20 protein-coding genes are annotated in these 26,183 nt (G+C 41.3%); 15 read left to right on the top strand and 5 right to left on the bottom strand.

The window, feature by feature from the left end; genetic code table 11:
* Positions 1 to 29: 29 nt before the first annotated feature.
* Together ACQRBH_RS14310 and ACQRBH_RS14315 are read right to left on the bottom strand one after the other, a co-directional pair.
* A complete protein-coding gene (locus ACQRBH_RS14310; protein WP_427742365.1) occupies positions 30 to 1,400 on the bottom strand; it encodes a histidine kinase dimerization/phospho-acceptor domain-containing protein in 1,371 nt (456 codons plus the stop codon).
* Positions 1,393 to 2,094 carry a response regulator transcription factor gene (locus ACQRBH_RS14315; protein ID WP_427742367.1) on the bottom strand — a complete coding sequence of 234 codons (702 nt, stop codon included), beginning with the start codon at positions 2,092 to 2,094 and terminating at the stop codon, positions 1,393 to 1,395. The genes ACQRBH_RS14310 and ACQRBH_RS14315 overlap by 8 nt, the downstream gene beginning before the upstream one ends.
* 137 nt (positions 2,095 to 2,231) lie before the next feature.
* Here ACQRBH_RS14315 and ACQRBH_RS14320 point away from each other — a divergent pair, with 137 nt between their 5' ends.
* The 3 genes from ACQRBH_RS14320 to ACQRBH_RS14330 are packed head-to-tail and all read left to right on the top strand — an operon-like array spanning position 2,232 to position 6,116.
* Positions 2,232 to 2,618 (top strand): GtrA family protein, encoded by a 387-nt coding sequence (locus ACQRBH_RS14320; protein ID WP_427742368.1) that lies wholly within the window; start codon positions 2,232 to 2,234, stop codon positions 2,616 to 2,618.
* A gap of 2 nt (positions 2,619 to 2,620) precedes the next feature.
* On the top strand, positions 2,621 to 3,574 hold the full coding sequence (locus ACQRBH_RS14325; protein ID WP_427742369.1) for a glycosyltransferase family 2 protein: 954 nt from the start codon (positions 2,621 to 2,623) through the stop codon (positions 3,572 to 3,574).
* The gene (locus tag ACQRBH_RS14330; RefSeq protein ID WP_427742371.1) at positions 3,558 to 6,116 is read left to right on the top strand and encodes a YfhO family protein; all 2,559 of its coding nucleotides are present in this window, start codon (positions 3,558 to 3,560) and stop codon (positions 6,114 to 6,116) included. Before ACQRBH_RS14325 ends, ACQRBH_RS14330 begins: the two co-directional genes overlap by 17 nt.
* 63 nt (positions 6,117 to 6,179) lie before the next feature.
* Here the strand turns inward: ACQRBH_RS14330 and ACQRBH_RS14335 are convergent, their stop codons facing one another.
* The gene (locus tag ACQRBH_RS14335) at positions 6,180 to 7,343 is read right to left on the bottom strand and encodes a M20 metallopeptidase family protein (RefSeq protein WP_427742373.1); all 1,164 of its coding nucleotides are present in this window, start codon (positions 7,341 to 7,343) and stop codon (positions 6,180 to 6,182) included.
* A gap of 283 nt (positions 7,344 to 7,626) precedes the next feature.
* On the opposite strand from ACQRBH_RS14335, the gene ACQRBH_RS14340 reads away from it, so the two are divergent.
* The 11 genes from ACQRBH_RS14340 (at position 7,627) to ACQRBH_RS14390 (ending at position 21,893) form a co-directional block, all read left to right on the top strand.
* On the top strand, positions 7,627 to 8,370 hold the full coding sequence (locus ACQRBH_RS14340) for a DUF5058 family protein (protein WP_427742374.1): 744 nt from the start codon (positions 7,627 to 7,629) through the stop codon (positions 8,368 to 8,370).
* 13 nt (positions 8,371 to 8,383) lie between these two features.
* Positions 8,384 to 9,073, top strand: coding sequence for a hypothetical protein (locus ACQRBH_RS14345; RefSeq protein WP_427742376.1), 690 nt, complete (start codon positions 8,384 to 8,386; stop codon positions 9,071 to 9,073).
* A 41-nt stretch (positions 9,074 to 9,114) separates the two neighbouring features.
* Complete coding sequence (locus ACQRBH_RS14350; RefSeq protein WP_427762228.1) at positions 9,115 to 10,479, top strand: amidohydrolase; 1,365 nt, start codon at positions 9,115 to 9,117, stop codon at positions 10,477 to 10,479.
* A 131-nt stretch (positions 10,480 to 10,610) separates the two neighbouring features.
* Positions 10,611 to 12,245: a PucR family transcriptional regulator gene (locus ACQRBH_RS14355; RefSeq protein ID WP_427762229.1), complete on the top strand. Its 1,635-nt coding sequence runs from the start codon at positions 10,611 to 10,613 to the stop codon at positions 12,243 to 12,245.
* Positions 12,246 to 12,955: 710 nt separating this feature from the next.
* Positions 12,956 to 13,528, top strand: coding sequence for a glycerol-3-phosphate responsive antiterminator (locus ACQRBH_RS14360; protein ID WP_427742568.1), 573 nt, complete (start codon positions 12,956 to 12,958; stop codon positions 13,526 to 13,528).
* Between the two features lie 17 nt (positions 13,529 to 13,545).
* The gene (locus tag ACQRBH_RS14365; protein ID WP_427762231.1) at positions 13,546 to 14,955 is read left to right on the top strand and encodes an NAD(P)/FAD-dependent oxidoreductase; all 1,410 of its coding nucleotides are present in this window, start codon (positions 13,546 to 13,548) and stop codon (positions 14,953 to 14,955) included.
* Positions 14,952 to 16,217, top strand: coding sequence for an NAD(P)/FAD-dependent oxidoreductase (locus tag ACQRBH_RS14370; RefSeq protein ID WP_427762232.1), 1,266 nt, complete (start codon positions 14,952 to 14,954; stop codon positions 16,215 to 16,217). The genes ACQRBH_RS14365 and ACQRBH_RS14370 overlap by 4 nt, the downstream gene beginning before the upstream one ends.
* A gap of 20 nt (positions 16,218 to 16,237) precedes the next feature.
* A complete protein-coding gene (locus tag ACQRBH_RS14375; RefSeq protein WP_427742383.1) occupies positions 16,238 to 16,591 on the top strand; it encodes a DUF1667 domain-containing protein in 354 nt (117 codons plus the stop codon).
* A gap of 34 nt (positions 16,592 to 16,625) precedes the next feature.
* Positions 16,626 to 18,125 carry a glycerol kinase GlpK gene (gene glpK, locus ACQRBH_RS14380; protein WP_427742385.1) on the top strand — a complete coding sequence of 500 codons (1,500 nt, stop codon included), beginning with the start codon at positions 16,626 to 16,628 and terminating at the stop codon, positions 18,123 to 18,125.
* Between the two features lie 340 nt (positions 18,126 to 18,465).
* Entirely contained in the window at positions 18,466 to 20,322 is a 1,857-nt protein-coding gene (locus ACQRBH_RS14385) for an alpha/beta hydrolase (protein ID WP_427762234.1), read from the top strand.
* 212 nt (positions 20,323 to 20,534) lie between these two features.
* On the top strand, positions 20,535 to 21,893 hold the full coding sequence (locus ACQRBH_RS14390) for an MATE family efflux transporter (RefSeq protein ID WP_427762235.1): 1,359 nt from the start codon (positions 20,535 to 20,537) through the stop codon (positions 21,891 to 21,893).
* An 11-nt stretch (positions 21,894 to 21,904) separates the two neighbouring features.
* Here ACQRBH_RS14390 and ACQRBH_RS14395 read toward each other — a convergent pair whose 3' ends face one another.
* The gene (locus tag ACQRBH_RS14395) at positions 21,905 to 22,732 is read right to left on the bottom strand and encodes a TrmH family RNA methyltransferase (protein WP_427742389.1); all 828 of its coding nucleotides are present in this window, start codon (positions 22,730 to 22,732) and stop codon (positions 21,905 to 21,907) included.
* Between the two features lie 108 nt (positions 22,733 to 22,840).
* A complete protein-coding gene (locus tag ACQRBH_RS14400) occupies positions 22,841 to 25,111 on the bottom strand; it encodes a glycogen/starch/alpha-glucan phosphorylase (protein WP_427762237.1) in 2,271 nt (756 codons plus the stop codon).
* A 140-nt stretch (positions 25,112 to 25,251) separates the two neighbouring features.
* Here ACQRBH_RS14400 and ACQRBH_RS14405 point away from each other — a divergent pair, with 140 nt between their 5' ends.
* On the top strand, positions 25,252 to 26,142 hold the full coding sequence (locus tag ACQRBH_RS14405) for an AraC family transcriptional regulator (RefSeq protein WP_427762238.1): 891 nt from the start codon (positions 25,252 to 25,254) through the stop codon (positions 26,140 to 26,142).
* Positions 26,143 to 26,183 lie beyond the last annotated feature (41 nt).

Raw genomic sequence — 26,183 nt, forward strand, 5'->3', positions numbered from 1 at the left:
ATAGGAAATTTCTCTTGCCTTTTTTAGTTTTATGATACAGAAGAGTCTGCAGAAAAAGTAAGCTGCACTGCAAATTCGTGATTCTTTTCAGAATAAAGAATTCTCCCGTTAAGGAGAGACATCATTTTTTCAACGCTTCTCAATCCGATATGATTGCTTTCTATATCAGAATGCTCTGTTTTTATCCTGTTTTTAAGCAGAATTTTCAATTCTTGTGTGTCAGATGTAAGGCATATGCAGACCGGTTCAGATTTATCCCCATATTTTAAGATGTTGGAAAACAGGTTATTGAAAATTCGCTTTATCATTGTTGCATCACCGGTAAAATAAGGTGTATCCTGGAAATCTGCCGGGGGTACTTCTTCTTCACACACAAATCCGTCAAGATGGATAAATTCAAAATTCTCTCTTAAACATTCATGAAAAAATGAAAAATCTAAAGGCTCTAAACTGGGGGTCTCGGTTTCTTCAAAAATCACAGCATATTCAAACATCCGATCTGTCATCTCTTTGATATCCTTTGTTTTTTGAAGACAACGGTTTAGATACTCTTCCTGCATATCGGGGGATTTCTTTAGTTTTAATACTTCCAGATATCCGGTCAGAATTGTGAGAGGAGTCCTGAGATCGTGAGACATAGCTGTGATCAGATCCTGGTTTGCCTGTCGGCTTTCTTGTTCCTGCCGGATAGTATCGTCTAATGTGATACGAAGTTTGTCCAGTTCTGCAGCCAGAATACCAATTTCATCTTTGCTGTATTTTGGGAGAGCAGTTTTTAAGTCCCCGGATGCCATTTGTAATATTCCGTTTTTGATTTGAAAAATTTGTTTCATTTTTTGAGAAATGAAGAACAAAATTACAATTAAAAAAAGCAAAACGGAGATAATAGCGCAGAAGAGCGCATATGGATAAAGGAACATAGTGTTATGGTAGAAGTATAGCATGACCAGAGCAGAACCATTTTTAAATTCCAGAGTAAATTCTCGGAATCCCTCGCCTTCCCCTCCTGTAATTCGGTATCCAAGATCAAATATTGTTCGGAAAGTACTGTCATCCATTGCACTCGCATATTTCCCGGCACGAAAATACCCATCTGAACCGTAGATATAAATACTTGTATAGCAGTCAGTTAAATTAAAAAAAGGCTGTAGTTTTTCTATAGCGTCAGTATCCTCTTCAGATTTTGGAATATCATATTTTACAGCTTCGTTAAGAAGTTCATCAAACAAATCTTCATTACCCTGAGACGGTGCAAAATGGAAAATCGGATTGATGAATTCATAGGCAGTCCATTTGTTATACCAGAGAAATTGAAAAAGCGAGTAACATATGATACCCGTAAAGAGAATAAGGAACATAAGCTTTGTCCGTATTTTCATACTTTTTATTTTTTCAATCACATCGATACCCCTTTCCCCATACCGTTTTTATCAGTGAAGGCTTGTTTGGATCCTCTTCTATTTTTCGCCGGAGATTTCGGATATGTACCATCACTGTATTATTGGCACCGTAATAATACGGTTCATCCCAGATGGCTTCGTATAATCGTTCAGCTGAGAAAACTTGTCCGCGATGCTCTAGAAGAAGAGTAAGCAGGCGATATTCCGTATCTGTTAATTCAATAGATATTCCATCTTTACTTACCTGTTCGGAATACTCATCAACAGTAAGGTGATGATATTGAATGGTTTGTAAAGGTTTCTTCTTTTCTGTTTTCCCTTTATATATATGATAACGCCGGATCAGTGCTTTGACACGGCTGATCAGCTCATTATAGGAAAAGGGTTTTGCGAGATAATCATCACCTCCGCTTGAAAATCCCAGTGTTTTATCGCTGTCTTTTGTTCGTGCACTTAAGAAAAGAACAGGTGCATTGCTTGATTTGCGTATTTCAAGGCAGGTCTGGTAACCGTTGATACCTGGCATCATAATGTCCAGAATGATAAGATCAAAATCCTGTTCTTGCAATAACTTCAGGGCAGTCATGCCATCTTTTGCCTGAAAGGTCAAAAACCCTTCTCCTGTTAAAAGGATTTCTATGATTTCACGAATTTCCGGATTATCATCTACGATGAGAATGTTTGAAACATCCATAAAAACATTACCTCCTGATTTTATGACTCTATTATAACAATTATTAGGAAATATGTAGAAAAACTTAAGAAAGCTTAAGGTATGTTTGAGGAAAAACTTAAGAGGATTTTGTTAAAGTATACAGCGAGGTGATGAGAATGCAGTATGAGATGATTCGTTATGTGTTTGCCGGTATCTGTACTACTGGTGTAAATATTGGAGTGTTTTCGGTATTAAGGTATGGAACCGGATGTGGGATGCAGGCTGCTAACGTTATTTCTATTCTGACCGCAATTCTATTTGCATTTGTTGTGAATAAATACTTTGTTTTCAGGCAGAAAGGAAAGGAATATATCGTAAAGGAATGCATCCGTTTTGTTGGGATGCGAGGGATATCCTTGTTCGCAGAGGTCTGGGGAATGTATTTGTTTACAGAAGAATTACGAATATCAGAGATAGTTTCAAAAGCAGCGCTTCAATTTGTTGTAATTGTGATGAATTATGTTCTGAGTAAATGTTATATATTCCGGAAACAGGAGGTGTAAAGGTGAAAAAAATAACTGTAATTGTGCCATGCTATAATGAGCAGGAGGCATTGCCGATTTATTATAAAGAAATGTGTAAGATTATGCTCCAGATGCAGGATGTGGATACGGAACTGTTGTTTGTGGATGATGGATCTACAGATGGAACGTTATCGGTAATGAAAGATCTGCATACTTTAGATGAAAGATGCCAGTATTTATCTTTTTCCAGAAATTTTGGAAAAGAGGCGGCAATTTATGCAGGATTGAAAAATGCAGACGGTGATTATGTGGCGATTATGGATGTGGATCTTCAGGATCCACCGGAACTTTTGCCCAAAATGTATCAGATATTGGAGAAAGAGGGATATGACAATGTTGCTACCAAACGTTCTACGAGAACCGGGGAGCCCAGGATCCGTTCCTTTTTATCAGAGTCTTTCTATAAATTTATCAATCGGATCTCTAAGACAGAGATTGTGAACGGAGCAAGAGACTATCGGTTAATGAAGCGCAAGATGGTGGATGCTGTGCTGGAGATGAGTGAGTATAATCGCTTTTCAAAGGGGATTTTTGAATGGGTTGGATTCCGTACAAAGTGGTTGGAATATGAGAATGTTGAGCGATCCGCAGGAGAGACAAAATGGTCGCTTCGTAAATTATTTACATATTCTTTGGAAGGAATTATGGGCTTTTCCGTTGCTCCGCTTTCGCTTGCATCCATCATCGGGCTTTTGTTTTGCGTGTTATCATTTCTTATGATTTTTGTGATTATAGTTCGAACAGCAGTATGGGGAGATCCGGTAGATGGATGGCCGTCTCTTGTCTGTATTACATTTATGGTTGGAGGTGTACAGCTTCTCTGTACAGGAATTGTCGGACAGTATCTGGCAAAAACTTATCTGGAAACAAAGCATCGTCCGATTTATATCCTGAAGGATTCAAGTGAGGAGAGTTGCGATGGAGAAAAAGGTTAAAGCAAAACTGCCATATTTCATCCTGGCCGTGTTAGCGCTGTTTTTCTGCTGGCTGTTTTGTATCAGAAATGGTGTCTTCGGCTCGAGAGTTGACTGGATCAGTCAGCATAGTGTGTTGCCGGAGTATTTTCGGCAACTGTTTTATGATACAGGCCAGTTCTTTCCGGAATTTGCTGCGAATATCGGAGGGGGACAAAACATTTACAATTTTTCTTACTATGGATTATACAGCCCGGTCGTATGGATTTCTTATCTGTTTCCCGGTGTAGAGATGGGAACATATATCATGGCAGCGATGATGATTCATTTGGTGATTGCTTTGTTACTGTTTTACCGGTGGCTGCTTCATAGAGGAATTTCATATCATATCAGCTTTTTCGTATCAGTATTATTCCTGTTGTCCGGACCTATGATTTATCATTCTTATAACCAGATTATGTTTGTGAATTACATGCCCTTTTTGTGTATGGCGCTGATTGGTGTTGACCGGTATTTTGAAAAGCGAAAAGCAGGAATCTATACATTGAGTGTATGGACGATGATTTTGACAAGTTTTTATTTTAGTATCGGAGGGATGCTTGTTCTTGTAATATATGGTATTTCCCGGTATGTGGAAAGAAAGGAAATATCACAGGAAAGAATCAGAGTTCGGACATTTTTATGGGATGGCATTCAGTTCCTCTTTCCGATGCTGATTGCCGTGCTGATGAGTGCGGTACTGCTGGTGCCGACAGCATGTGTTCTTATGAATGGAAGAACCGGCGGAACACCGGTATCATTCTGGAAGCTGTTTATTCCGGATATACAGATCTTCCGGTTTGTGTATGCACCATACGGAATCGGATTAACGACACTTGTAATTACAGTTTTGATCTCCGGCTTAACATATAGAAAGAGAAACGAAAGGTGGCTGCATATTGGTTGTATCATAATATTAAGCGTGCCTCTTTTTGCATGGCTGTTGAATGGCGGTCTTTATATTCGTGATAAAGTGGTGATACCGTTTCTTCCACTGTTATGCTATCTGATTGCAAAATATATGGAAAAGCAGAGAACAGGTGAGATTCCTTTTTTGACAGGGTTGCTTCCGTTTCTTTTTACGATTTTGCTGATCGGTATAAAAAAAGAACAGATCGGGAACAAGGAATACTGGATATTATTGCTTATTGATGCGATCATCATGGCAGTCTGTTTTTTGATATGCTATTGGAAAAAATGTATGCAGTTTCTCGTTCTGCCACCGCTTATCTTTTTAACTGTTTATGGTGTAATGCTTCATGAGAATGCAGATATGTTCATTGATTCTGCTTTCTATGAGCAGATCACAGATAAAAATATACAAACCACAATTGAGGAGATAGCGGAACAAGAGGCAGGGTTTTACCGGATGGAACAAAGTGGAAAGGTTGCGGAAGATGCGGCCAATATAAATCGTATCTGGTCTGTGGATCAATATGTATCTTCCATATATTCCTCTGTGTATCATGAAACATATCAGGATTTCCGAACAGAAACATTTCAAACAGAGCAGCCATATAGAAATATGTTTATGCAGTCGAGCTCTAAAAATCCCATATTCCAAAGAGTTATGGGAATCAAATACATAATTTCTGACAAGGATGTTCCCGGATATGAAAAAATTGCGGAGAACGTGTATGAAAATAAAGACGTTTTACCGATTGCGTATGTGACAAAACGGTTGATATCAGAAGAAGAGTATCGCAAATTAGAATTTCCTTATAACCAGCTTGCGTTGCTTGAATGTGTTGTGGTGGAGGAGGAAACAGGGGAGCCTGTAGATAAGGAAAATTGGAGCGCGGGACTTCAGAAACTGGATCTGTTATTTGAAGACGAGAAAATCCAGTCACAGGAAAGCGTTGATCATACCGTGGAGATTCCCAAAGCAAATGAAGGAGATCTGTTTTTCCTACAATCTAAAGTACATAATCATTGCCCTTCAAAAGATGTGTCGATATGGGTGGAAGGAATCCGCAATAAGCTGACGGCCAATACACATATTTATTACAATGCAAATGAAGAATTTACTTATGCAATTCCACTAAAGGAAGGGCAGACAAAGATAGACATAAGGTTTGGGGCGGGTGATTATGAGATTGCCCATTTGAACAGTTATATATGGAAGGAAACGACTTTGGAAGATCAACGAAATGAACTTGTTCAGTCGGAATTTCAGATGGATAAAGAAGAGACAAAAGGAAATGTTATTAAAGGAATCGTGGAAGGAGATAAAGATGGTTATCTGATTACATCGATTCCTTATGATGAAAATTTTGAGATATTAATAGACGGCAAAGAAACAGAATATGAGAAGGTGAATACTGCATTTCTTGGCATGAAAGTGCAGGAAGGAAAACATGAGATTGAGATGATTTATCATGCACCGGGAGTGATGATAGGAAAAATATTGAGTATGATAGGAGTGGTAGTACTTGTTCAGTGTTGCACCACCTGTTCCGAATTTTATCGATATTATGCCATCTTATCTCAGCGAACTAAGGATGTTACGGATTGTATTTTCTGATAGGGAGTGTCGCAAAATAATTGGTTAATCAGTTGTTTTGCGACACTCCCGTGCTATGTTTTTTTATTTGCTTAATCTTTTCAGTACAGCTGTTGTATAAACTGCTGCTCCAATAGGAAGGACATCTTCGTTGAATCGAATCTTCGGATTATGTTGTGGAAATCGCTCTTCAGGATTTTCTACTCCGGCGCCTATCATGTAGAAGGTTGCCGGAACCAATTCGGAGTAGAAGGCGAAATCTTCAGAGCCCATAGCATGGAACTCATCTATGATCAGGGAATTATTGACTTCGTAGATCACTTCTCGACTCCATGCGTTTTCCGCTTCATCACATACAAGAGGCGGTACGTTACTGAGTACTTCAATTTCGGCTTTTGTGCGGTATGCTTCAGCGATGTTCTGTGTAATTGTGTGGATTCTTTGAATCATTTTCTGACGAAGTACCGGGTCGAATACACGGAGCGTGCCTTCTAATTCAGCAGTTTCGGGGATAATATTTGCAGCGCTTCCTGCATGGAATTTTCCGATTGTCAGAGCAACCTCATCAAATCCAGAGACCTCACGAGATATCAGTTCCTGTAACCCCAGATGGATATGAATGGCAGTATTGATTGGGTCAACACCGTGTTCCGGGGAGGAACCATGTACTCCCTGACCTGTTAATTTGATGCGGAAACCATAGACTCCGGCAGCAGGAAGCTTATGACCGCCAAGTGTTCCGAGAGGCTTCTGAGAAAACACATGAAGAGCCATAGCGGCATCTACATGGGGATTTTCCATGACACCGGAAGTAATCGCTGCTTTGGCTCCTGCAAAGATTTCCTCAGCTGACTGGAACAGGAGTTTCGCAACACCCTTCAGCTCGGATTCGTGTGCTTTTATTAGTTTTGCGGCACCAAGCATCATCGCCGTATGCATATCATGACCACAGGCGTGCATACATCCATTGGTAGAAGAGAAAGTTTCCCCTGACTTTTCTTCCATAGGAAGCGCATCCATATCTCCGCGGATCATATAGCACGTATCACCGTGCCCGATACATGCGACAATATTGGAACTCTCTTCATAGACTGTATATTCAATACCCATTTCATCCAATTTTTCCTTGACGAATTGAACCGTTTTCGGGAGTTTCAGACCTATTTCAGGAATTTGATGCAATTTGCGGCGCCATGCTGTCATTTCCTCTTTAATCTGCTCTGCTTCCAGCATAATCTGATTTTTCATATATACCTCCTTTTTTGCAACAATTGTTTCCAGAGTATAAAAGTAATTAGTTATAGAATATACATTTGTAAATTGCAGTGTAAGAAATAAATTTTCTGATTCTGGACAAATATTTTCTTAAAGTACTGTTTTGCACACTGGTTAGAACGAAAAGTGAAATAATTTCTACTCTACAAGGGAAAACAGAGAAAAGTGAATTTTTATTTATTTTTACATTGTAGGAAAAACAGTATGATAATCCATACAACATAAAGATAAAAGTTATCAAAAGGAGGAAACTAAAATGGATGTAATGCAGATCGCAAATGGACTTCCTATGTGGATTGCCTGTGGTATTCCGGTAGTATTTGTAATGATTCAGGCTATCTTTTTTGCAAGAGGGGCGTACAGTGCAGGTAAGAAGGTAGGGTTGGCGGATGAAAAGATGAAGAAAGCGATGAAGAGCAGTGCTGTAACCTCGATCGGACCTTCTATCGTAGTACTTAGTGGAATGCTTTCCTTATTAGTAACGGTAGGCGGACCGGTGGGCTGGATGCGTCTTTCTATGATCGGTTCTGTTATGTTTGAATCTATCGCTGCAGGTCTTGGTACTTCGGCAGTCGGTGTGACACTGGGTACAGATCCGATGACAGAGGAAGCACTCGGTATGGCAGTGTGGACAATGATCCTCTGTTCTATAGGATGGGTGCTTTTCGCTACATTTTCTGCGAATAAGATGGATAAAATCGAGCACAGGCTTTCGAAAGGAAATTCAGGTACTCTGACAACGATTGCTTCTGCGGCAATCATAGGTGTATTTTCGGCAATGGTTGCAAGTCATCTGTCAAAGCCCTTCTATTCTATGATGCTGAAAGCAGATGCAACAGCAATGTCATCTGCATGGCATAATATGCTGGCCTGTATCCTTGGTGCAGTGATCATGCTTATTCTTACTAAGATTGCAAATAAGAACAACATCGGCTGGCTGAAAGAATGGGCACTGACTATTACGATTCTGGGTGCGATGATTATTACAGCACTGGTATAAGGAGGAAGAAAAAATGAAAGACAATTATTATAAAGACGAATATATGCCGCAGGTAAATAAAATCGGTAAATTAACAGGATATCTGGGCGTTCTGGTTTCATTTACACCGGCAGTTGTTATGGCAGTGGTATATGGTATTTTCCCGAAACCGGCTGCTCTTCTGACCGCATTTATCAGCGGTGCCAGTGCATTCGGTGTTCTGTGGTTCGTTGAACCGATTTCCTATTTTCCGGTAGTAGGAACCGCAGGAACTTATATGGCATTTTTGTCAGGTAACATTTCCAACATGAGAATTCCATGTGCAAGTATGGCACAGGTGGCAGCAGAGGTTGAACCGGGTACAGAAAAAGGCTCGATTATTGCAACGTTGGGAATGGCAGTTTCTATCATTATCAATGTATCTGTTCTGACGATCGGTGCAATTCTTGGTTCGAGCGTGCTTGCAATGCTTCCGGATAGCGTAAAGGCTGCGCTGAACTACCTGCTTCCGGCACTTTTTGGTGCTCTGATGGTTCAGTTTGGATTGAAAATGGTGAAACATAGTTTTATCATGTTAATTATTGCATTTGTGCTTTACTTTGCAATCGGTATGGGTGTATTTAATTGGCTTCCGGGTGCATCAAATTGGCTTGGAACGTTAGGCTCTGTATTTATCAGTATTGCAGTTGGTATCGCAACGCTGTCAAATGCTGCAAAGAAATAAATTTAATTCTGGCAGAATGAACTTGAGAGGATGAAATGAAAATGAAAAAGAAAGACCTTCATCTTGAGGTGAAGAAGATGGAATCACTGCTTCAGTCTTCCTGCAGAACAATCTGGGAGAATCCGGAAGTTGGGGGGACTGAAAAGGCTTCTGCGGATTATTTCAAGGAAATGCTTGAAGAAGAAGGGTTTAAGATTGTCAATGAGGAACACATGGAGCATGCATTTTATGCGGAATACGGCTCAGGAAGGCCGGTCATCGCGATTCTGGGAGAGTATGATGCGCTTCCCGGTTTATCACAGAAAGTAACCGATTACAAGGAGGCGGTCGCAGATGGCATGCCCGGACACGGATGTGGACATAACCTGCTTGGTTCAGCGGCAGCAATTGGTGCTATTGCGGTAAAACGTTATCTGGAAGCAGAGCAAATCAGTGGAACGGTACGTTTTTACGGCTGCCCAGAAGAAGAACTGCTCTGTGGCAAGGTGAAAATGGCGTATTACCATATGTTTGATGGATGTGATTTGGCAATCAGCTGGCATCCGATGAGTGCCAATATGGTATATGACAATGGGTATCTGGCAAGTGCTTCTGCGCACTTTGAGTTCAAAGGAAGAAGCTCTCATGCGGCATTTGCACCGGAGCTTGGAAGGAGTGCGCTGGATGCAGTAGAATTAATGAATGTGGGCGTCAACTATTTGAGGGAGCATGTGACCTCGAAAGCAAGGATACACTATACTACAGACAGTGGTGGATTTGCGCCGAACATCGTTCCGTCCAGAGCCGGTTCCTGGTATTTTGTGAGGGCACCTTACATATCTGACGTAAAAGAAATCCTTGAAAGAGTAGGAAAGGTAGCAGAAGGAGCAGCTCTCATGACAGAGACTGTGGTAGAAATGAAAGTGGATTATGGATGTTGTGAAATGCTGGAAAATCATGCGTTTGGAGATCTGGCATACCATAATTTAGAAGAAGCAGACCTTCCGGATTTTAACGAGGAAGAGATGGAATTTGCCGGACGGCTTCTTGCTACCGTATCAAAGGCTGACGTAGAAAAAGCGAAGAAGCTGTATGAGACAGAAGGAGAAGCGATGGTATGGAAGCTGAATTCACGGAATCTGTATGAGATCAATCCGCTTACCGCATCCTCAGATAGCGGAGATGTCAGCCACATCATGCCAATGTGTGTATTTTCTACATCCTGTTGGCCTGCAGGGATTGCACCGCATTCCTGGCAGGCAACGGCATCAGCCGGCAGTACTTTAGGAGAAAAAGGAGCCTTATGTGCGGCACAGGTAATAGCAGGTATTGCCTATGATCTTTATAACAAGCAGGAGGCCAGAGAAGCTATTTTAAAAGAATTTCAAGAAAAGAAGGATGACTATACACCAATGTATGGGGGTTAGTTGTCGTGAAATAGAACGAGCAAACAAGTGTAACATCGCTTTCTTGACACATTGTTGTGGAGGGTGCTACACTTGTTTCATATTTTTTAGATGCAATAGGTTAAACTGTTTTTGTAAAGGATGGAATTAGTATGGGAATTGCACTGTATCAATTGCTGGCACAGGAGTTTTTTAAAGATTTTCACGTAGTAGCAGGAAGAAAGGGATTGTCCAGAGCGGTACAGGGAGTTGCTATCATGGATGCGCCGGATGCACTCAGATGGACGAAAGGAAAAGAACTAATCATAACGTCCGGGTATGCTTTGTCAAGAGAACCACATTGCCTGGAACAGGATTTTCAAAAGGGGACGGCTCAGCTGGCGGCAGGAATGATGATAAAAAGAGAGCGTTATCTGGATACGATTCCGGAATATGTATTAGAATTATTTGAAAAATATGATGTCCCGCTGATCAGTATGCCTTTTGAGATTGGCTTTATGGAAGTGACCAATCAGGTAAACGTTGCTGTGATGAATCAGGCGTTTCGGCGTTTCCGAATTCAGAATGACAGTGTATTCCAGTTGTCAAATCTCAGCTTTAAAGAACGAAAGATCAAAAAAATACTTCAGGCAGTAGAAGCGGAGATGAACTTTCCTGCATTTCTATATGATATCAATGAAGAGACAGCATACTATAGTTCGACAAATTTCAGGAGAATCTCCGATTCCTTTCAACTGAGAGATGAAGATTACTGGAAACCTTCAATGGAACACACCAGACATACACTTTGTGAGCATATGCATATGTTACGGTACCGACTGATCGATCCGAAGAATCCGGATGGTCCGCGGATCAGCTGGATACTGATTCCTATTATCATGAATGATGTGGCGCAGGCGTATTTTGTAGTAATGGAATCAAAAGAGTTTATTGATTATTGTGATGAATATTCTATCAGAATTGCCTTTCTGGAGTTGCAGTCGGTGTATGAACAGATTATGGTTGCACAGAGTGTTGGTAATATAGGATTTGAAAACTTTATCCTGTATGCTTTGAATTTCGATGAGAAAGACCGGGAGCGGTTGATTTATCAGGCCAGTCAGCATGGTATCTCTATGTCGAAGAAATATATTTGCATGATGTTTGCCCAGACAAAGGATGAATCGATAAACGCCCGGGATGAACGAAAGAATTTTGTGAGAGCATTTCAAGACAGTGGAGTTTCAAAATTTGGAAAGATGGCGTTTCTGGATGAAAATAGTGGGCTCATTCTCTGGGAGACGCAGGAAAAGAGTGTCTGTAGTCTGGAATATCTGACTAATATATTAGAAGAATTCCGGTTGAAGATCATGGAAAAATGTGAAGGTATGGATCTGGAATTTGCCATATGCCGGGATGAAACAAATCTGTTGTCTTTAAAGAAAAGCGTTCAGAAATGTCAGAAAGTAATGATGATGGGAAAAAAACTGTTTGCCCAAAAAAAAATCTGGGATTATGAGATGCTTGGACCTTATGTATGGATGGATGTAGAAGAGGAAGAACTGGAGGCGATGCTTGGACACTATCGCCTGCTCATGGAAGATGAGAAGAACAGAGAACTTTTGAAGACGTTAAAAGTTTATCTGGAAAATAATATGAATTTCAGCATTACTGCAGAAAAGATGTATGTTCATATCAATACGATCCGTAAAAGAATCAGTAAGGTCAAGGAGCTTCTGGATGTATCACTGGAGGATCGGATTTCCAGACTTAAAACAGAGATGCTCTTGCAGTTTCTGGAGTTGTAGATTCGAACAGACTTATTCTATATAGAAAATCTGTTGAGTACGGTACTGTTGGTGCTGACAGCATGTGTACTTATGAATGGGAGAACCCATATTTAACACATTCTTTTAGTATCATGAAAAAGATTCATAACAGTTAGCGTAAAATTTTTCTCGGATAATAAAAAATTTAAGAGAACACCAAAGTCTGATAAAGTATTAGGTGACCAAACTAAAAAACTTTAGAAAGACAGAGGTGTTCTCCATGGTTAAAGGTATATAATCAGGCCAGATCATATATTGATCGCCTTCAGGTAACAATCCCTGGATTGAGAGCAAAAAAGACAGCAAGCATCAGAACCAACATCAAACTACTTTGATTAAAAAAATGTGCAAGGCACAAAAATAAAAACAGCAGTAAGGTTTATAAATGACCCTTAAATAAGATAGTTGACGAAGAAGAAGGATTGTTATACACTTGGGAAAAATAAAGCGAATTCTATTATATCTTGGAGTCTCTCTAATCTTTCCCAACTGACAGTAAGTTTACACCATCTTTGTCGACAAAATCATTGTATTTACTACAAAGGTATGCTATACTGATATATAGATAATTACTAGGAGAAAATGAGCGAAGTGATTATATAGTTTTCTATATATAGCTTTGCTCTTTTTTATTGCATGAAAGATAGATGCTATAGATGAAAACGTATTCAGGAAGAAGGTTGTATATGATGTATACGCATGAAGAAATATTGGAAGCAATTGAAGATAATCCGATCATTACAGCGGTCAAAGATCAGGAAGGACTGGAGACATGTCTTAAGACAGAATCAAAGATCGTATTTATATTATATGGAGATATCTGCAATATTGGAAAGATTGTAAAGAAGGTAAAAGATGCACATAAGATTGCAATTGTACATATGGATTTGCTGGGCGGGATTGGAAGTAAAGAAATCGCAGTAGATTTTATGAAAGAACAGACCCGGGCAGATGGCATTATCTCCACAAGACTTACGTTGTTAAAAAGAGCAAAGGAATTAGGAATGTTTACCGTATTTCGTGTGTTTATACTGGATTCGATGGCCTTGAAAAATATATCAAAACAAGCAGAACAGGCAAAGCCAGATATTATGGAGATATTACCGGGAATCATGCCAAAGATTACACAGCAGATTGTTCAAAAAATATCAGTGCCGATTATCTGCGGTGGTCTGATTTCTGATAAGGAAGATATTATGGGAGCTATTTCCGCAGGGGCAGCAGCAATTTCATCTACAAATCCAAATGTTTGGAAGTTATAGAAAGGGGAAGAGCAAGTATGAAAGATGTAATCATTATCGGAGCTGGAGTGTCAGGATGTGCGATAGCAAGAGAGTTGTCCAGATATCAGCTGGATATCTGTGTGCTGGAACGGGAGAGCGATATATGTGAAGGGACGAGCAAAGCAAATAGTGGGATCGTGCATGGAGGATTTGACGCAAAGCCTGGAACCTTGAAAGCAAAACTGAATGTACTGGGCAATTCTATGATGGATGAGATGTCGAAAAAGCTGGATTTTGAGTTTAAAAGAAATGGTTCCATGGTTGTGTGTCAGAATGAAATGGGAATTCCTGCGTTGGAGAAATTGTTGGAGCAGGGAAAAGAAAACGGTGTGAAAGGAATGAAAATCCTGAAACGCGAGCAGGCACTTGAGCTGGAACCTAATCTGGCGGATGGAGTGTATGCAGTGTTGCATATCCCGTCTGGAGGAATTGTATGTCCGTTTGGCATGAATATTGCTTATGCAGAAAATGCCGCACAAAATGGTGTGGAATTCAAGCTGGGAACAGAAGTTCAGTTAATTGAAAGAGTGGGACAAGACTATCGGATTCAGACAAATCAAGGTGTATTTGAAACGAAATATGTAATTAATGCGGCGGGGGTATATGCGGATGTATTTCACAATATGGTCAGTGAACAGAAGATACATATTACGCCTCGTAGAGGAGATTACTGTCTTCTGGATAAGACAGCAGGTGACTTGGTCAGACACACAATCTTCCAGCTCCCGACTGAAAAGGGAAAGGGAGTGTTGGTAACGCCGACGATTCATGGTAATCTGCTGCTTGGTCCGACTGCAATTGATATAGAGGATAAAGAAGCCACAGCAACAACGGCCAAAGGACTTCAGGAAGTTTTGGAGAAATGTACAAAGTCTGTTAAAAATATCCCGTTTAAGCAGGTGATTACGTCTTTTGCCGGACTCAGAGCGCATGAAGAACATGGGGAATTTATTATCGGTGAAGTTGAAGATGCAAAAGGATTTATTGATGTGGCAGGAATCGAATCTCCAGGCTTAACCAGTGCTCCGGCGATTGGTATTTATGTCCGGGATATTCTGGCTGAAAAGATGGAACTGAAAGAAAAAGAGAATTTTGTAGAAGAAAGAAAAGGGATTGTACGATTCTTGGATCTTCCGAAAGAGGAACAGAATCGGTTCCTTCAGGAGAATCAGGCATATGGTCAGATTGTGTGTAGATGTGAGCAGATTACAGAAGGAGAGATTCTGGATGCGATTCACAGACCTTTGGGAGCAACAACGCTGGATGGAGTTAAACGACGTACCAGAGCGGGTATGGGACGTTGTCAGGCTGGATTCTGTACTCCGAAAGTAATGGAAATTCTTGCAAGGGAATTGCATTTGGAATTGAAGGATATTCGGAAGAATGGAAGGAGGGATGTAAGATGAGAAATTGTGATCTGGTAATCGTAGGAGGCGGTCCGGCAGGTCTTGCGGCTGCAATCGCGGCAAAAGAAAAAGGAATTGATGATATTCTGATTATTGAGCGAGATGAGAGATTAGGTGGTATTTTGAACCAATGTATTCACAATGGTTTCGGGTTGCATACATTTCAGGAAGAGCTTACCGGACCGGAATATGCCCATCGTTTTATCTGTCAGGTTCAGAAACTGGGGATTCCTTATCTGACTGGAACAATGGTTCTGGATATTTCGCCGCGTAAAGTGGTAATGATGATGAACAGAACGGATGGAATCGTGCAGGTACAGGCAAAAGCAATTGTTCTTGCCATGGGATGCAGGGAACGCCCGAGAGGAGCCTTGAATATTCCGGGGTATCGTCCGATGGGAATCTATTCAGCTGGAACGGCGCAACGTCTGGTCAATATAGAGGGATTTCTTCCGGGAAAAGAAGTCGTAATTCTTGGCTCTGGAGATATCGGTCTTATCATGGCGAGAAGAATGACTCTGGAAGGAGCCAGGGTGAAGGTTGTTGCAGAATTAATGCCGTATTCCGGCGGCTTGAAGAGGAATATCGTCCAGTGTCTGGATGATTTTGGAATCCCGTTAAAGTTACGGCATACGGTTGTTGATATCAAAGGAAAGCAACAATTGGAGGGGGTTATTCTTGCAGAAGTAGATGAGAAAGGAAAACCAATTCCGGGAACTGAGGAAGAATATGTCTGTGATACACTTCTTCTTTCTTGTGGATTGATACCGGAAAATGAACTGAGCAGAGCAATGGGAATCTGTATGAATCCGATTACGAACGGACCCGTTGTGGATGAAAGTCTTGAAAGTAATCTGCCAGGAGTATTTGCCTGTGGCAATGTTCTTCATGTACATGATCTGGTGGACTATGTTTCAGAAGAAGCAAAATGTGCGGGAGAAAACGCAGCGGCGTATCTTCGTGGAGAATTGAAAGAAAGAGAAGAACAAGCGATTAAGATAGAACCGCAAGACGGTGTACGATATACAGTTCCGGCTACTATAGAACCGAAGCGAATGCGTGATAAAGTGAAGATTCGTTTCAGAGTGGGTAATGTCTATCGAAATTGCTATATCAGTGTTTATCTGGGGGAAAAGAGGATCATACACAGGAAAAAACAGATTGTGACTCCCGGAGAGATGGAAGAAGTAATCATTGAGAAAGCAAAGTTAGAAGAGTTCTGCAATATTGATAAGATCATAGTTGCTTTGGAAACCATGTGATAGATGTGGGAGGTGAGATTATGGGACAAAGAGTATTGACCTGCATTGGCTGCCCGATGGGTTGTACGTTGTATGTGAAAATAGAAGATAATCAAGTGAAAAGTGTGACTGGAAATACATGTATGCGTGGAGATGTATATGCCAGAAAAGAAGTGACTGATCCAACCAGGATTGTGACAACAACCGTGAATGTAAAGGGAGGGGGAGTCGTCCCGGTAAAGACAAAAGAGGATATTCCCAAAGGAAAGGTTATGGACTGTGTCAAAGAGTTAAAACAACTGGAAATTGAGCCGCCGGTTTTGATCGGTCAGATAATAGTTGAAGATGTGGCAGATACAGGAATTCCTGTGATAACGACGTCAAGTATTAATTAAATAATAAAGAAATACTATGAAAGGAGGAATGCATATGAAGAAATATGTTATGGCGCTGGACCAGGGAACCACAAGTTCCAGATGTATTTTATTTGATCATCAGGGACACATCTGCAGTATGGCACAGAAGGAGTTTCGGCAGATATATCCGGCACCAGGATGGGTAGAACATGATCCCATGGAAATCTGGTCTTCCCAACTGGCGGTTGCAGCTGAAGCAATCAGTAAGATTGGTGCTACGGGTACGGAGATTGCGGCAATTGGAATTACGAATCAGCGCGAAACAACTGTGGTCTGGAATCGCCATACGGGACTTCCGGTCTATAATGCAATTGTATGGCAGTGCAGGAGAACCGCAGAAAGCATTGAAAAATTGAAGAAGGATGGATTTTCTGAATATGTACATAACACAACTGGATTAATACCGGATGCATATTTTAGTGCGTCAAAAGTTGCATGGATTCTTGATAACGTGGAAGGAGCAAGGGAAGAAGCAGAAGCTGGAAATCTGATGTTTGGAACGATTGATACATGGTTAATCTGGAATCTAACAAAAGGAACCGTTCATGTCACAGATTATACGAATGCGTCCAGAACTATGATGTATAATATCCATGATCTTTGCTGGGATGAAAAGATACTGGAATATTTTCATATTCCAAAGTCTATGCTGCCAAAAGTACGTCCATCCAGTTATGTATATGGATATACGGAAACAAGCGTGTTAGGGGGAAGTATTCCGATTACAGGTGCAGCAGGTGATCAACAGGCAGCTCTGTTTGGACAATGCGGATTTTCAGCAGGGGAGGTGAAAAACACATATGGTACAGGTTGCTTCTTGTTGATGAATACCGGTGAGAAGGCTGTAACTTCAGACAATGGGCTGTTAACTACAATTGCAGCAAATGCAGGGGAAAAGATTCAGTATGTTCTGGAAGGAAGTGTGTTTGTTGCTGGGGCTGGAATACAGTGGCTTCGCGATGAGATGCGTATGATAAAAAATGCGGCACAATCTGAGGAATATGCTGTATCGGTAAAAGATACCAATGGGGTCTATGTTGTGCCGGCATTTACGGGAATGGGTGCTCCTTATTGGAATCAATATGCAAGAGGAACAATCGTTGGTGTTACAAGAGGATGTAGTAAAGAGCATTTTATTCGGGCGGTTCTTGAATCTATGGCATATCAGACAAGAGATATTCTGGAAGTCATGAAGAAAGAATCAGGCGTAGATATTACCAGTCTAAAGGTAGATGGCGGTGCTTCTATGAATAACTTCCTAATGCAGTTTCAGGCAGATATATTAGATGTAGAAGTGCTGCGTCCGGAATGTGTAGAGACAACTGCACTGGGAGCAGCGTATCTTGCTGGAATTGCAGTGGGATATTGGAAAAATGTAGATGATGTTCTTGAAAACTGGGCACTTTCCAAGACGTTTGTTCCACAGATTGAAGAAGAAGAAAGAGAAAAGATACTGAAGGGATGGACAAGAGCTGTGAGAGGTGCTTTAGCATGGGCTGATGACAAACATTGATTTTCGGACAATTATTACAAAAAGATTGACATAAAGGATGAAAAGAGATACAATTTAAACAAATAACAAAGACGAGTGACAATTATTGTATGAGAAGCGGAGACACAATAATCTTTTTAAGAGTATTGTGTCTTTTTTATGCTTTACTTTACGGGGAATATTTGGTATCACTAAAAGAAGGCTCATTACAATTAATCATTTTTTCTACATTTTCGATGACGGGATCACGGGAATGTTGAATATATATCATTTCCACAAAATGGTCTTTAGAAATCTATAGTATAACATTTATAAGACTTTTATGAGGGGAAATGGCACAAAAGCAGAGGAGGAGATCAGAATGAGAAAAAAGATGACTGCAAAGAAATGGACAGTGGTTGCCTTGATTATCTGTTTAATCAGTATGATTGGCACATCGTTTGTTCAGACATGTAACCAGAAAATAAAAATTAAAAGTATGAAATGGGAAAGCCCACAAGGATGTCTTCTGAGCGCAGATTTGTGGATTCCGCCAAATGCAACGGCTGATACTCCGGCACCTTGTATTATTACTGTCGAAGGGTGGTACAATAATAAAGAGATGCAGGATATGTATAATGTTGAGTTGTCTAGACGTGGTTATGTTGTACTTACACTAGATATGCATGGACATGGCAATTCAGAAGCACTACCGTCAGATCGTTTGTATGAAGGAGCAGTTGGTGTGGATGCAGCAGTACAACTTGCAGCAACGCTTCCATATGTGGATGTGGAAAAAATTGGTGTTACTGGGCATTCTAGTGGCGGAACAGCTGCAAATATGGCGGTGGCAATTGATAATGAGCGCGAGAATCCATTAATTGCATGTGTACTTGAGCAGGCAGGTGACTGGCAAGATGACACAGGCGGAGACCACAGTGGTGATTATGGAAGCAGAAGTGTTGGGATTATCGCCAGTGAATATGATGATTTTTATTTCGGAACCTACGATGAAGAAGGTAATATGTTGACAACTCCAAAACAATTCATGAAGACAGATGGAGCAAAGAAGTTCTTGAACTTCAATGAAGAACCGAACAGTGGGTTTGAGGCAGAAGCAGGCAAATATTATACGAAGGATTTTGATGGAAAAGAATCTGTTCGTGTAATTTATCGCCCAACCTGTATTCATCCAGCAGTGACAATTTCATCTAAATGTGCGGGATATGCGATAGACTTCTTTGAAAAAACGCTTGGTGCGCCACATCCATTAGCAGCTACTAATCAGATATGGCAGTGGAAAACCGCATTTAATACACTTGGACTTGTTGGATTCTTCTTGTTTGTTATCTTCTTTACATTGGCAATGTTGGATACCGAATATTTTAAGATTTTGAATGCGAATGGAGAGGTTCAGCCGGTAGCGGTGACAAATAGACAAGGAAAAGCATGGTTCTGGGGCAGTACGATTGCATCGGTAATATTTTCAGGTGCATGTTTCCTGTTCTGTATTGAAAAAGTATACTCAAATACGACAGAATTTTTTAGTCAAACTGGACCTCTTACTATAGGTGCGTGGTCTGCAGCATGTGGATTGTTTGCCATTCTGCTTATGGTGCTTTCTTATCAGATGTATGGAAAGAAAAACGGTGTATCCCTGCGAGAAAGTGGAGTGTTAATATCTAGGACTGAAGTATGGAAGACATTACTTTTAGGTCTTTTGGTAGTGGTTGTGTCAATTCTTATAGTATTCTGTGGTGCTTATTTCTTCAAGGCTGACTTCAGAATATGGATATTGGCAATTAAAGCATTTGATGCGGATAAAGTCGTAATCGCGCTGAGGTATTTGCCAATGTTCCTGTTGTTCTATATGGCGCATTCTGTATCAATGAATTGTTTCAATTATAATACGATCGGAGGTAAGAAGGGAAATACAGTACTTCTTTGCTTTGCCAATTCTCTGGCACCAATTGTATTGACAGCGGCACAATATATTTATTTCTATGTAACAAGTCGTCAGTTGTTTGGACTTAGTGAGGGCGAAAGAATAGCCCCGATCTGGCTGATACCTATTATATTCATATTGTTTGGCGCGGCATTGATGTCAAGAATTGTATATAAGAAAACTCGAAATCCATATATTGCTGGATTAATCAATGCAATGCTCGTAACGATTATCAGTTGTTCTAACACGTTTACAACATTAAGTGCGGGATCTATGATTTGTACAACATTCTAGAAGGAAAAAGCAATAAAGAAGATTTTTAGTGTAGAACAGGGAGAGTGGGCTTTTAAGCTTGCGCTCCTTGTTTTGATGTCGAAGGAAAAGAAGAACTGGTAAATCATTGACTTTCCAGATATTAGTTGATACAATGTGGATGCTAAAAGAATTAGTCCTTTGCCGTAAGGCGAAGGGCTTTTTAATGTTTTGCATCTGGAGGAATATCGAGAATGAGAGAAAAACTATTTTCAGATAAAGTATTTTGGGGTAAACTTTTACATCTAGCCGCGCCGATTGCCTTACAAAATCTGATGCTGGCGTCAGTGGCCGCGGCCGATGCACTTATGCTTGGGCGTGTGACTCAGAACTCTATGTCAGCAGTGTCTTTGGCAACTCAGATTCAGTTTGTTCAGAATATGGTGCTGATGGCAATTGTATCTACGATTGTAATTTTAGGAGCGCAGTATTGGGGAAAGAAGGATACAGATACGGTAAATGATATCTTTTGTATTGGACTTCGTCTGAGTGTAGCGGCATCTTTTATCTTTTTCATTGGCTGTATCTTTTTTCCGCGTTATCTGATGATGATATTTACGAATGAGGAAGCTTTGATTGCCATTGGAATACGATATCTGAAGATCGCAGGATGGTCTTATCTGTTGACGGGAATCTCCCAGTGCTATCTTGCAATCATGAAAGTCAGTGAGCATGCTGGACAGACGGCACTTGTCAGTTCTGGTGCGGTTATCATAAATATTGTACTGAATGCAGTATTTATCTTTGGCTTATTTGGAGTACTGGCAATGGAAGCACAAGGGGCGGCACTTGCCACTTTGATTTCGAGAGTGATTGAACTTTCATGGGTGCTCATAGTTTCCTATCGAAAAGGATATATTCATCCGAAATGGAACCGGCTGTTTAAAAGAAACCGATTGTTGTCAAAAGATTTCCGCAAGTGTGTACTTCCGCTTCTGGGGGCAAGTCTCTTTTGGGGAGTCGGGTTCACTTCTTATTCGGCGTTTATGGGGCATCTTGGGACGGACGCGACTGCAGCCAATTCCATTGCAGCAGTGGTCAGAGATCTGGTGTGCTGTCTGTGTAATGGCCTTGCCAATGGCGGTGGAATCCTTGTAGGCAATGAACTTGGTGCAGGGCACCTGGAACGGGGGAAACAATATGGAGATCGGCTGGTAAAGATTGCATTTTTAACTGGCTTTTTGTCTACTGCAATTATGCTTGCGGTAACACCATTCGTCACGAGATTTGTGAAGATGACAGATCAGGCGAGCTGGTATCTGGTCGGAATGATGATTATCATGGCATTTTACATGATCGGGCGTACTGTGAATACGATTATCATCAATGGCATCTTTTCGGCCGGAGGAGATACGATCTTCGATATGTACAGTCTGGCTGTCTGTATGTGGGGAATTGCCGTTCCACTGGCGGCAGCAGGGACATTTTTCCTGCATTGGCCAGTGTTGGTAGTATATGCATGTACTTGTCTTGATGAAGTTGGTAAGATTCCGTGGGTCATGTACCATTATCGCAAATACATATGGGTTAAGGATCTGACAAGAGAGTGGTAGTTCCAGGGGGATTACCTGCTCCCAAGCTGCCAGAATGCAACAGCACTGGCGGCGGCGACATTCAGAGAATCTACGCCGTGAGACATGGGAATCTTTACAGTATAATCACAGTCGGCAATGGTGCTGGCGGCAAGTCCATCACCTTCGGTTCCGAGAATGATAGCCAGTCTTTCTTCTGCCATCAGTTCTGGATGATCGATGGAGACGGAGTGATCACTTAGCGCGAGGGCTGCCGTTTTATAGCCGGAGGCTTTGAGATTCTGAATTGCAGGCTGCGGCCATTCGGATTCTTCCTGCCCGAGAAATGTCCATGGAATCTGGAACACACACCCCATGCTGACACGAATGGCGCGGCGGTATAATGGGTCGCTGCATGCAGGGGTCAGAAGAACCGCATCCATATTCAAAGCGGCAGCCGAGCGAAAGATTGCACCGATATTGGTGGGATTCATTACATTTTCCAATATGGCAATCCTGTGGGCATCTCTATAGATAGACGAAGCTTCCGGGAGCTTTGGCCTGCGCATAAGACAGAGTGCACCCCGAGTCAGATTGAATCCGGTCAGCTGTGTCAGGACAGTAAAATCGGCGGTATATACGGGTATATCGCCACAGCGTTCAATGATAGATCGAGCTTCACCAGCGATGTGCTTTCGTTCCAGAAGAAGTGAAACAGGAACGCATCCTGCATCCAGGGCGCGTTCAATCACTTTAGGACTCTCAGCAATGAAGAGTCCTTTTTCTGGTTTATCTCGGTTTAACAGCTGTCGTTCTGTGAGTCGGGCGTAAGGATCTAACTCGGGTGCATGAAAATCGGTAATTTCTATGATATGTGGCATAACAAACTCCTTAAAAACAGTATAGGGATATTATAGCTGTTTTGTGACATATACGCTATAATAAAATAACAGAAGCGCCTATTTTAGGCGCTTCCTTTGGCTATAGATTTATTTGGACAGATGCCAGATATCCTGATTGTATTCTTCAATGGTTCTGTCGGATGAGAAGAATCCGGCTTTGCTGATATTAATTAGTGTGCGGCGTGCCCAGTCAAGCGGGTTGGCTGCGTAATCCGCAATTGCCTGATTCTTACGAACGACATATGCATTGAAGTCTGGCAGAGTCTGGAACCAGTCTTTGCCGCATAGTTCATTGCGAAGGCGAACCAGGTTCTCTTCCTGACCGATGTTCAGCATTTCCTCAGAGGTCAGGAAATCAATGGCTCTTTTGATGTTCGGATCTGCTTTGTACCATTCATGGGCAGAATAGTCTCCATTAGCGTATCTGCGGATGACCTGATTACTGCTCTGACCGAAGATATAGATGTTGTCGTTGCCGACAGCCTCTGCAATCTCTACATTAGCTCCGTCCATGGTTCCAAGGGTAAGAGCACCATTCAGCATGAACTTCATGTTTCCGGTACCGGAGGCTTCTTTGGAAGCAAGACTGATCTGTTCGGACAGATCACATGCCGGTATCATCATCTCGGCAGCAGTCACGTTATAATTTTCGATAAATACAATATGAATCCACCTGGAGACTTCTGGATCATTTTCAAATAGCCTGGACAGAGTAAGCAATGCGTGGATGATATCCTTTGCCAATGTATAAGCAGGTGCCGCTTTTGCACCAAAAACAGCCGTGATTGGTGCGGTTGGCAGATGACCAGATTTGATTTCAAAGTACTGATGAATCAGATACAAAAGATTCAGCTGCTGACGTTTGTATTCATGAAGTCTCTTGGACTGGATGGTGAATAAGCTGTCAGGATTGATTTGAATGTCCTGCTTCTGTTGCAGCCATTTTGCGAATGCAATCTTATTATCCTTTTTAATCTGTATGAGTTCGCGCAGTACTTTTTCATCATCAATGAACTTGTCAAGCTTTTCAAGTTCGGAAGCATCCTGCTTAAATCCTGGTCCGATCAGATTTTCGATAAATGCTGTCAGTTCAGGATTGCATTTGATAAGCCAGCGGCGGAAAGTGATTCCGTTTGTTTTGTTGTTGAATTTTTCTGGGTACAGTTTATAAAAATGATTCAGTTCACTATTCTTTAAAATCTCGGTGTGTAATGCGGCAACACCATTCGTACTATGGGAAAAATGGATATCCATATTTGCCATATGTACCTGCTGATATTCGTCAATGATGGCAACGGATTTGTCATCGGTTCTTTCCTGGACGATTGTATCCAGCTTTTTGATGATTGGTACCAACTGAGGAACAACGGTCTCCAGATAAGTTTCTGGCCATTTTTCCAGGGCTTCTGCAAGTATTGTATGGTTCGTATAAGCGCAGACATCTGTGACGATGGTGACTGCTTCTTCAAATTCAATTCCTTTTTCCACCAGAAGGCGAATGAGTTCTGGAATGACCATGGATGGGTGAGTGTCATTGATCTGGATTGCCGCGTAGTCAGCAAGATCGTGGAGGTCGCTTCCGCGTTCCATACATTCTTCGAGAATGAACTGGGCTCCGGCACTGACCATCAGGTATTGCTGGTAGATGCGAAGCATACGTCCTGCATCATCACTGTCATCTGGGTAGAGGAACAGTGTAAGATTCTTGGCGATATCCGTCTTGTCAAATGAGATGCCTTCGGCAATGATGGAATCGTCGATGGTGTCGAGGTCAAAAAGATTTAACTGGTTTGTACGTCCATTGTAGCCGGTAACAGCAATTTGATATAAACGGGCTTCGTATTCTTTCCCTGCAAGAGAAACTGGATAAGTCTTTTCTGTTTTTTGTGCCCAGTTATGGCTCCCCAGCCAAAAGTCAGGACTCTCGCTTTGCAGTCCGCCTTTCAGATTCTGATGGAAGAGGCCGCAGTGATAGCGAAGTCCGATACCATCGCCCGGAAGATTCAGAGTAGCAAGGGAATCGAGAAAGCAGGCTGCTAGACGTCCAAGACCGCCATTCCCAAGACTTGGTTCTGGTTCAGTCTCTTCCAATTCGCCCATTGTCTTTCCATTTTCTTCCAAGATCTCTTTTACATCATCGTAGAGTCCCAGATTAATCAGGTTGTTGCTTAAGAGTTTACCGATCAGGAATTCGGCAGATATATAATATAATTTGCGTCCGTTGACTGGTTGGATATGTTGTGCACTTTCATCATTGACAATCTGAAGTAGAGCAATGTAGAGGTCTTCGTAAGTGCAATCTGTGAGTTCTTTTTGACAGAGTTCTGTAAGTTTCTTTTTGAGTTCACATTTTGTCATGGATAGAATCTCCTTTCATTTACCAAAATCAGAAATATTACTCTTTATATTTATCACATTTATTAAGAAAAAGCTTGTATAATACGACTGAATTATTGTACAATCCTATCATTAAAGAAAATCGAAAGAAGTTGTAAAAATTGGGAAAAGTTGAAAAAATAAGTAAAATTACATATGATGCTTACTATGAGAACAAAAGACATTCTGATATTATGTTCGCATATACTGTCTATCCGTGTACTATACCGCAGGATTTCTCTTTTGTGCCGCTTCACTGGCAGGATAGTTTTGAGGTTATCTATGTGAAGCGCGGAGAAGGCCAGATTCAGGTAGATTTTGATACATTCAAAGCGCAGGCCGGGGACATCTTTATTGTGATTCCTGGACATCTGCATGGAATCCGACAGTTTGAAGAGAGTCGGATGGAGTATGAAAATATTATTTTTGATAAGGACTTTCTGGGAAATGCGATTGTGGATACTTGCAGTCAGAAATATTTGCAGCCACTTCTGGAAGAAAAACTGTATTTTCCAGTACGAATCGGAAGAAATCATGAATTGCACGAAACGGTCAGCAGCTATCTTGATATGGCGGATGTTCTGTGTGACAAAAGAACCAGAGGATATGAATTCGGCGTAAAAGGCTACCTGCAGTTATTTTTTTCCAGCCTTTTTCAGATCTCGAAGGAGAAGAAGCAACGCGGCATAGAAGATAAGAGTATGCAGAAGATTAAAGCGGTGTTGTCCTATATGGAAGAGCATTATGACAAAAAGATTACGATAGAAGAAATGGCAGCAGAGTGTGGGTACAGTGCCAGCCATTTTATGCGGTGGTTTAAGGAGATGACTGGGACAAGATTCGGCAATTATCTGATAGAATTCCGGCTTGGAAAGGCGGCATATGCACTTCGGACCACCGAGGATACTGTGTTGGAAATCGCAGAGCAGACGGGATTTAATAACTTATCGAATTTTAACCGGTTATTTAAGAAGAAATATAAGATGACGCCAAGTTCTTTCCGAAAAAAATAAGCGACAGATTCTTAACTTACGGTTAAAAAACTCCCCTTACA

The organism is Bariatricus sp. SGI.161 (assembly GCF_050313695.1).
In the GTDB taxonomy this organism is placed as follows: Bacteria; Bacillota; Clostridia; order Lachnospirales; family Lachnospiraceae; genus JAFBIX01.

What these genes read in the sequence shown, in the direction of transcription:
- ACQRBH_RS14350 (WP_427762228.1), top strand. Translation starts at nt 9,115, where the DNA reads ATGAAAAAGAAAGACCTTCATCTTGAGGTGAAGAAGATGGAATCACTG.
- ACQRBH_RS14390 (WP_427762235.1), top strand. Translation starts at nt 20,535, where the DNA reads ATGAGAGAAAAACTATTTTCAGATAAAGTATTTTGGGGTAAACTTTTA.
- ACQRBH_RS14345 (WP_427742376.1), top strand. Translation starts at nt 8,384, where the DNA reads ATGAAAGACAATTATTATAAAGACGAATATATGCCGCAGGTAAATAAA.
- ACQRBH_RS14400 (WP_427762237.1), bottom strand. Translation starts at nt 25,111, where the DNA reads ATGACAAAATGTGAACTCAAAAAGAAACTTACAGAACTCTGTCAAAAA.
- ACQRBH_RS14335 (WP_427742373.1), bottom strand. Translation starts at nt 7,343, where the DNA reads ATGAAAAATCAGATTATGCTGGAAGCAGAGCAGATTAAAGAGGAAATG.
- ACQRBH_RS14395 (WP_427742389.1), bottom strand. Translation starts at nt 22,732, where the DNA reads ATGCCACATATCATAGAAATTACCGATTTTCATGCACCCGAGTTAGAT.
- ACQRBH_RS14340 (WP_427742374.1), top strand. Translation starts at nt 7,627, where the DNA reads ATGGATGTAATGCAGATCGCAAATGGACTTCCTATGTGGATTGCCTGT.
- ACQRBH_RS14385 (WP_427762234.1), top strand. Translation starts at nt 18,466, where the DNA reads ATGAGAAAAAAGATGACTGCAAAGAAATGGACAGTGGTTGCCTTGATT.
- ACQRBH_RS14375 (WP_427742383.1), top strand. Translation starts at nt 16,238, where the DNA reads ATGGGACAAAGAGTATTGACCTGCATTGGCTGCCCGATGGGTTGTACG.
- ACQRBH_RS14370 (WP_427762232.1), top strand. Translation starts at nt 14,952, where the DNA reads ATGAGAAATTGTGATCTGGTAATCGTAGGAGGCGGTCCGGCAGGTCTT.
- ACQRBH_RS14330 (WP_427742371.1), top strand. Translation starts at nt 3,558, where the DNA reads ATGGAGAAAAAGGTTAAAGCAAAACTGCCATATTTCATCCTGGCCGTG.
- glpK (WP_427742385.1), top strand. Translation starts at nt 16,626, where the DNA reads ATGAAGAAATATGTTATGGCGCTGGACCAGGGAACCACAAGTTCCAGA.
- ACQRBH_RS14320 (WP_427742368.1), top strand. Translation starts at nt 2,232, where the DNA reads ATGCAGTATGAGATGATTCGTTATGTGTTTGCCGGTATCTGTACTACT.
- ACQRBH_RS14365 (WP_427762231.1), top strand. Translation starts at nt 13,546, where the DNA reads ATGAAAGATGTAATCATTATCGGAGCTGGAGTGTCAGGATGTGCGATA.
- ACQRBH_RS14360 (WP_427742568.1), top strand. Translation starts at nt 12,956, where the DNA reads ATGTATACGCATGAAGAAATATTGGAAGCAATTGAAGATAATCCGATC.
- ACQRBH_RS14355 (WP_427762229.1), top strand. Translation starts at nt 10,611, where the DNA reads ATGGGAATTGCACTGTATCAATTGCTGGCACAGGAGTTTTTTAAAGAT.
- ACQRBH_RS14315 (WP_427742367.1), bottom strand. Translation starts at nt 2,094, where the DNA reads ATGGATGTTTCAAACATTCTCATCGTAGATGATAATCCGGAAATTCGT.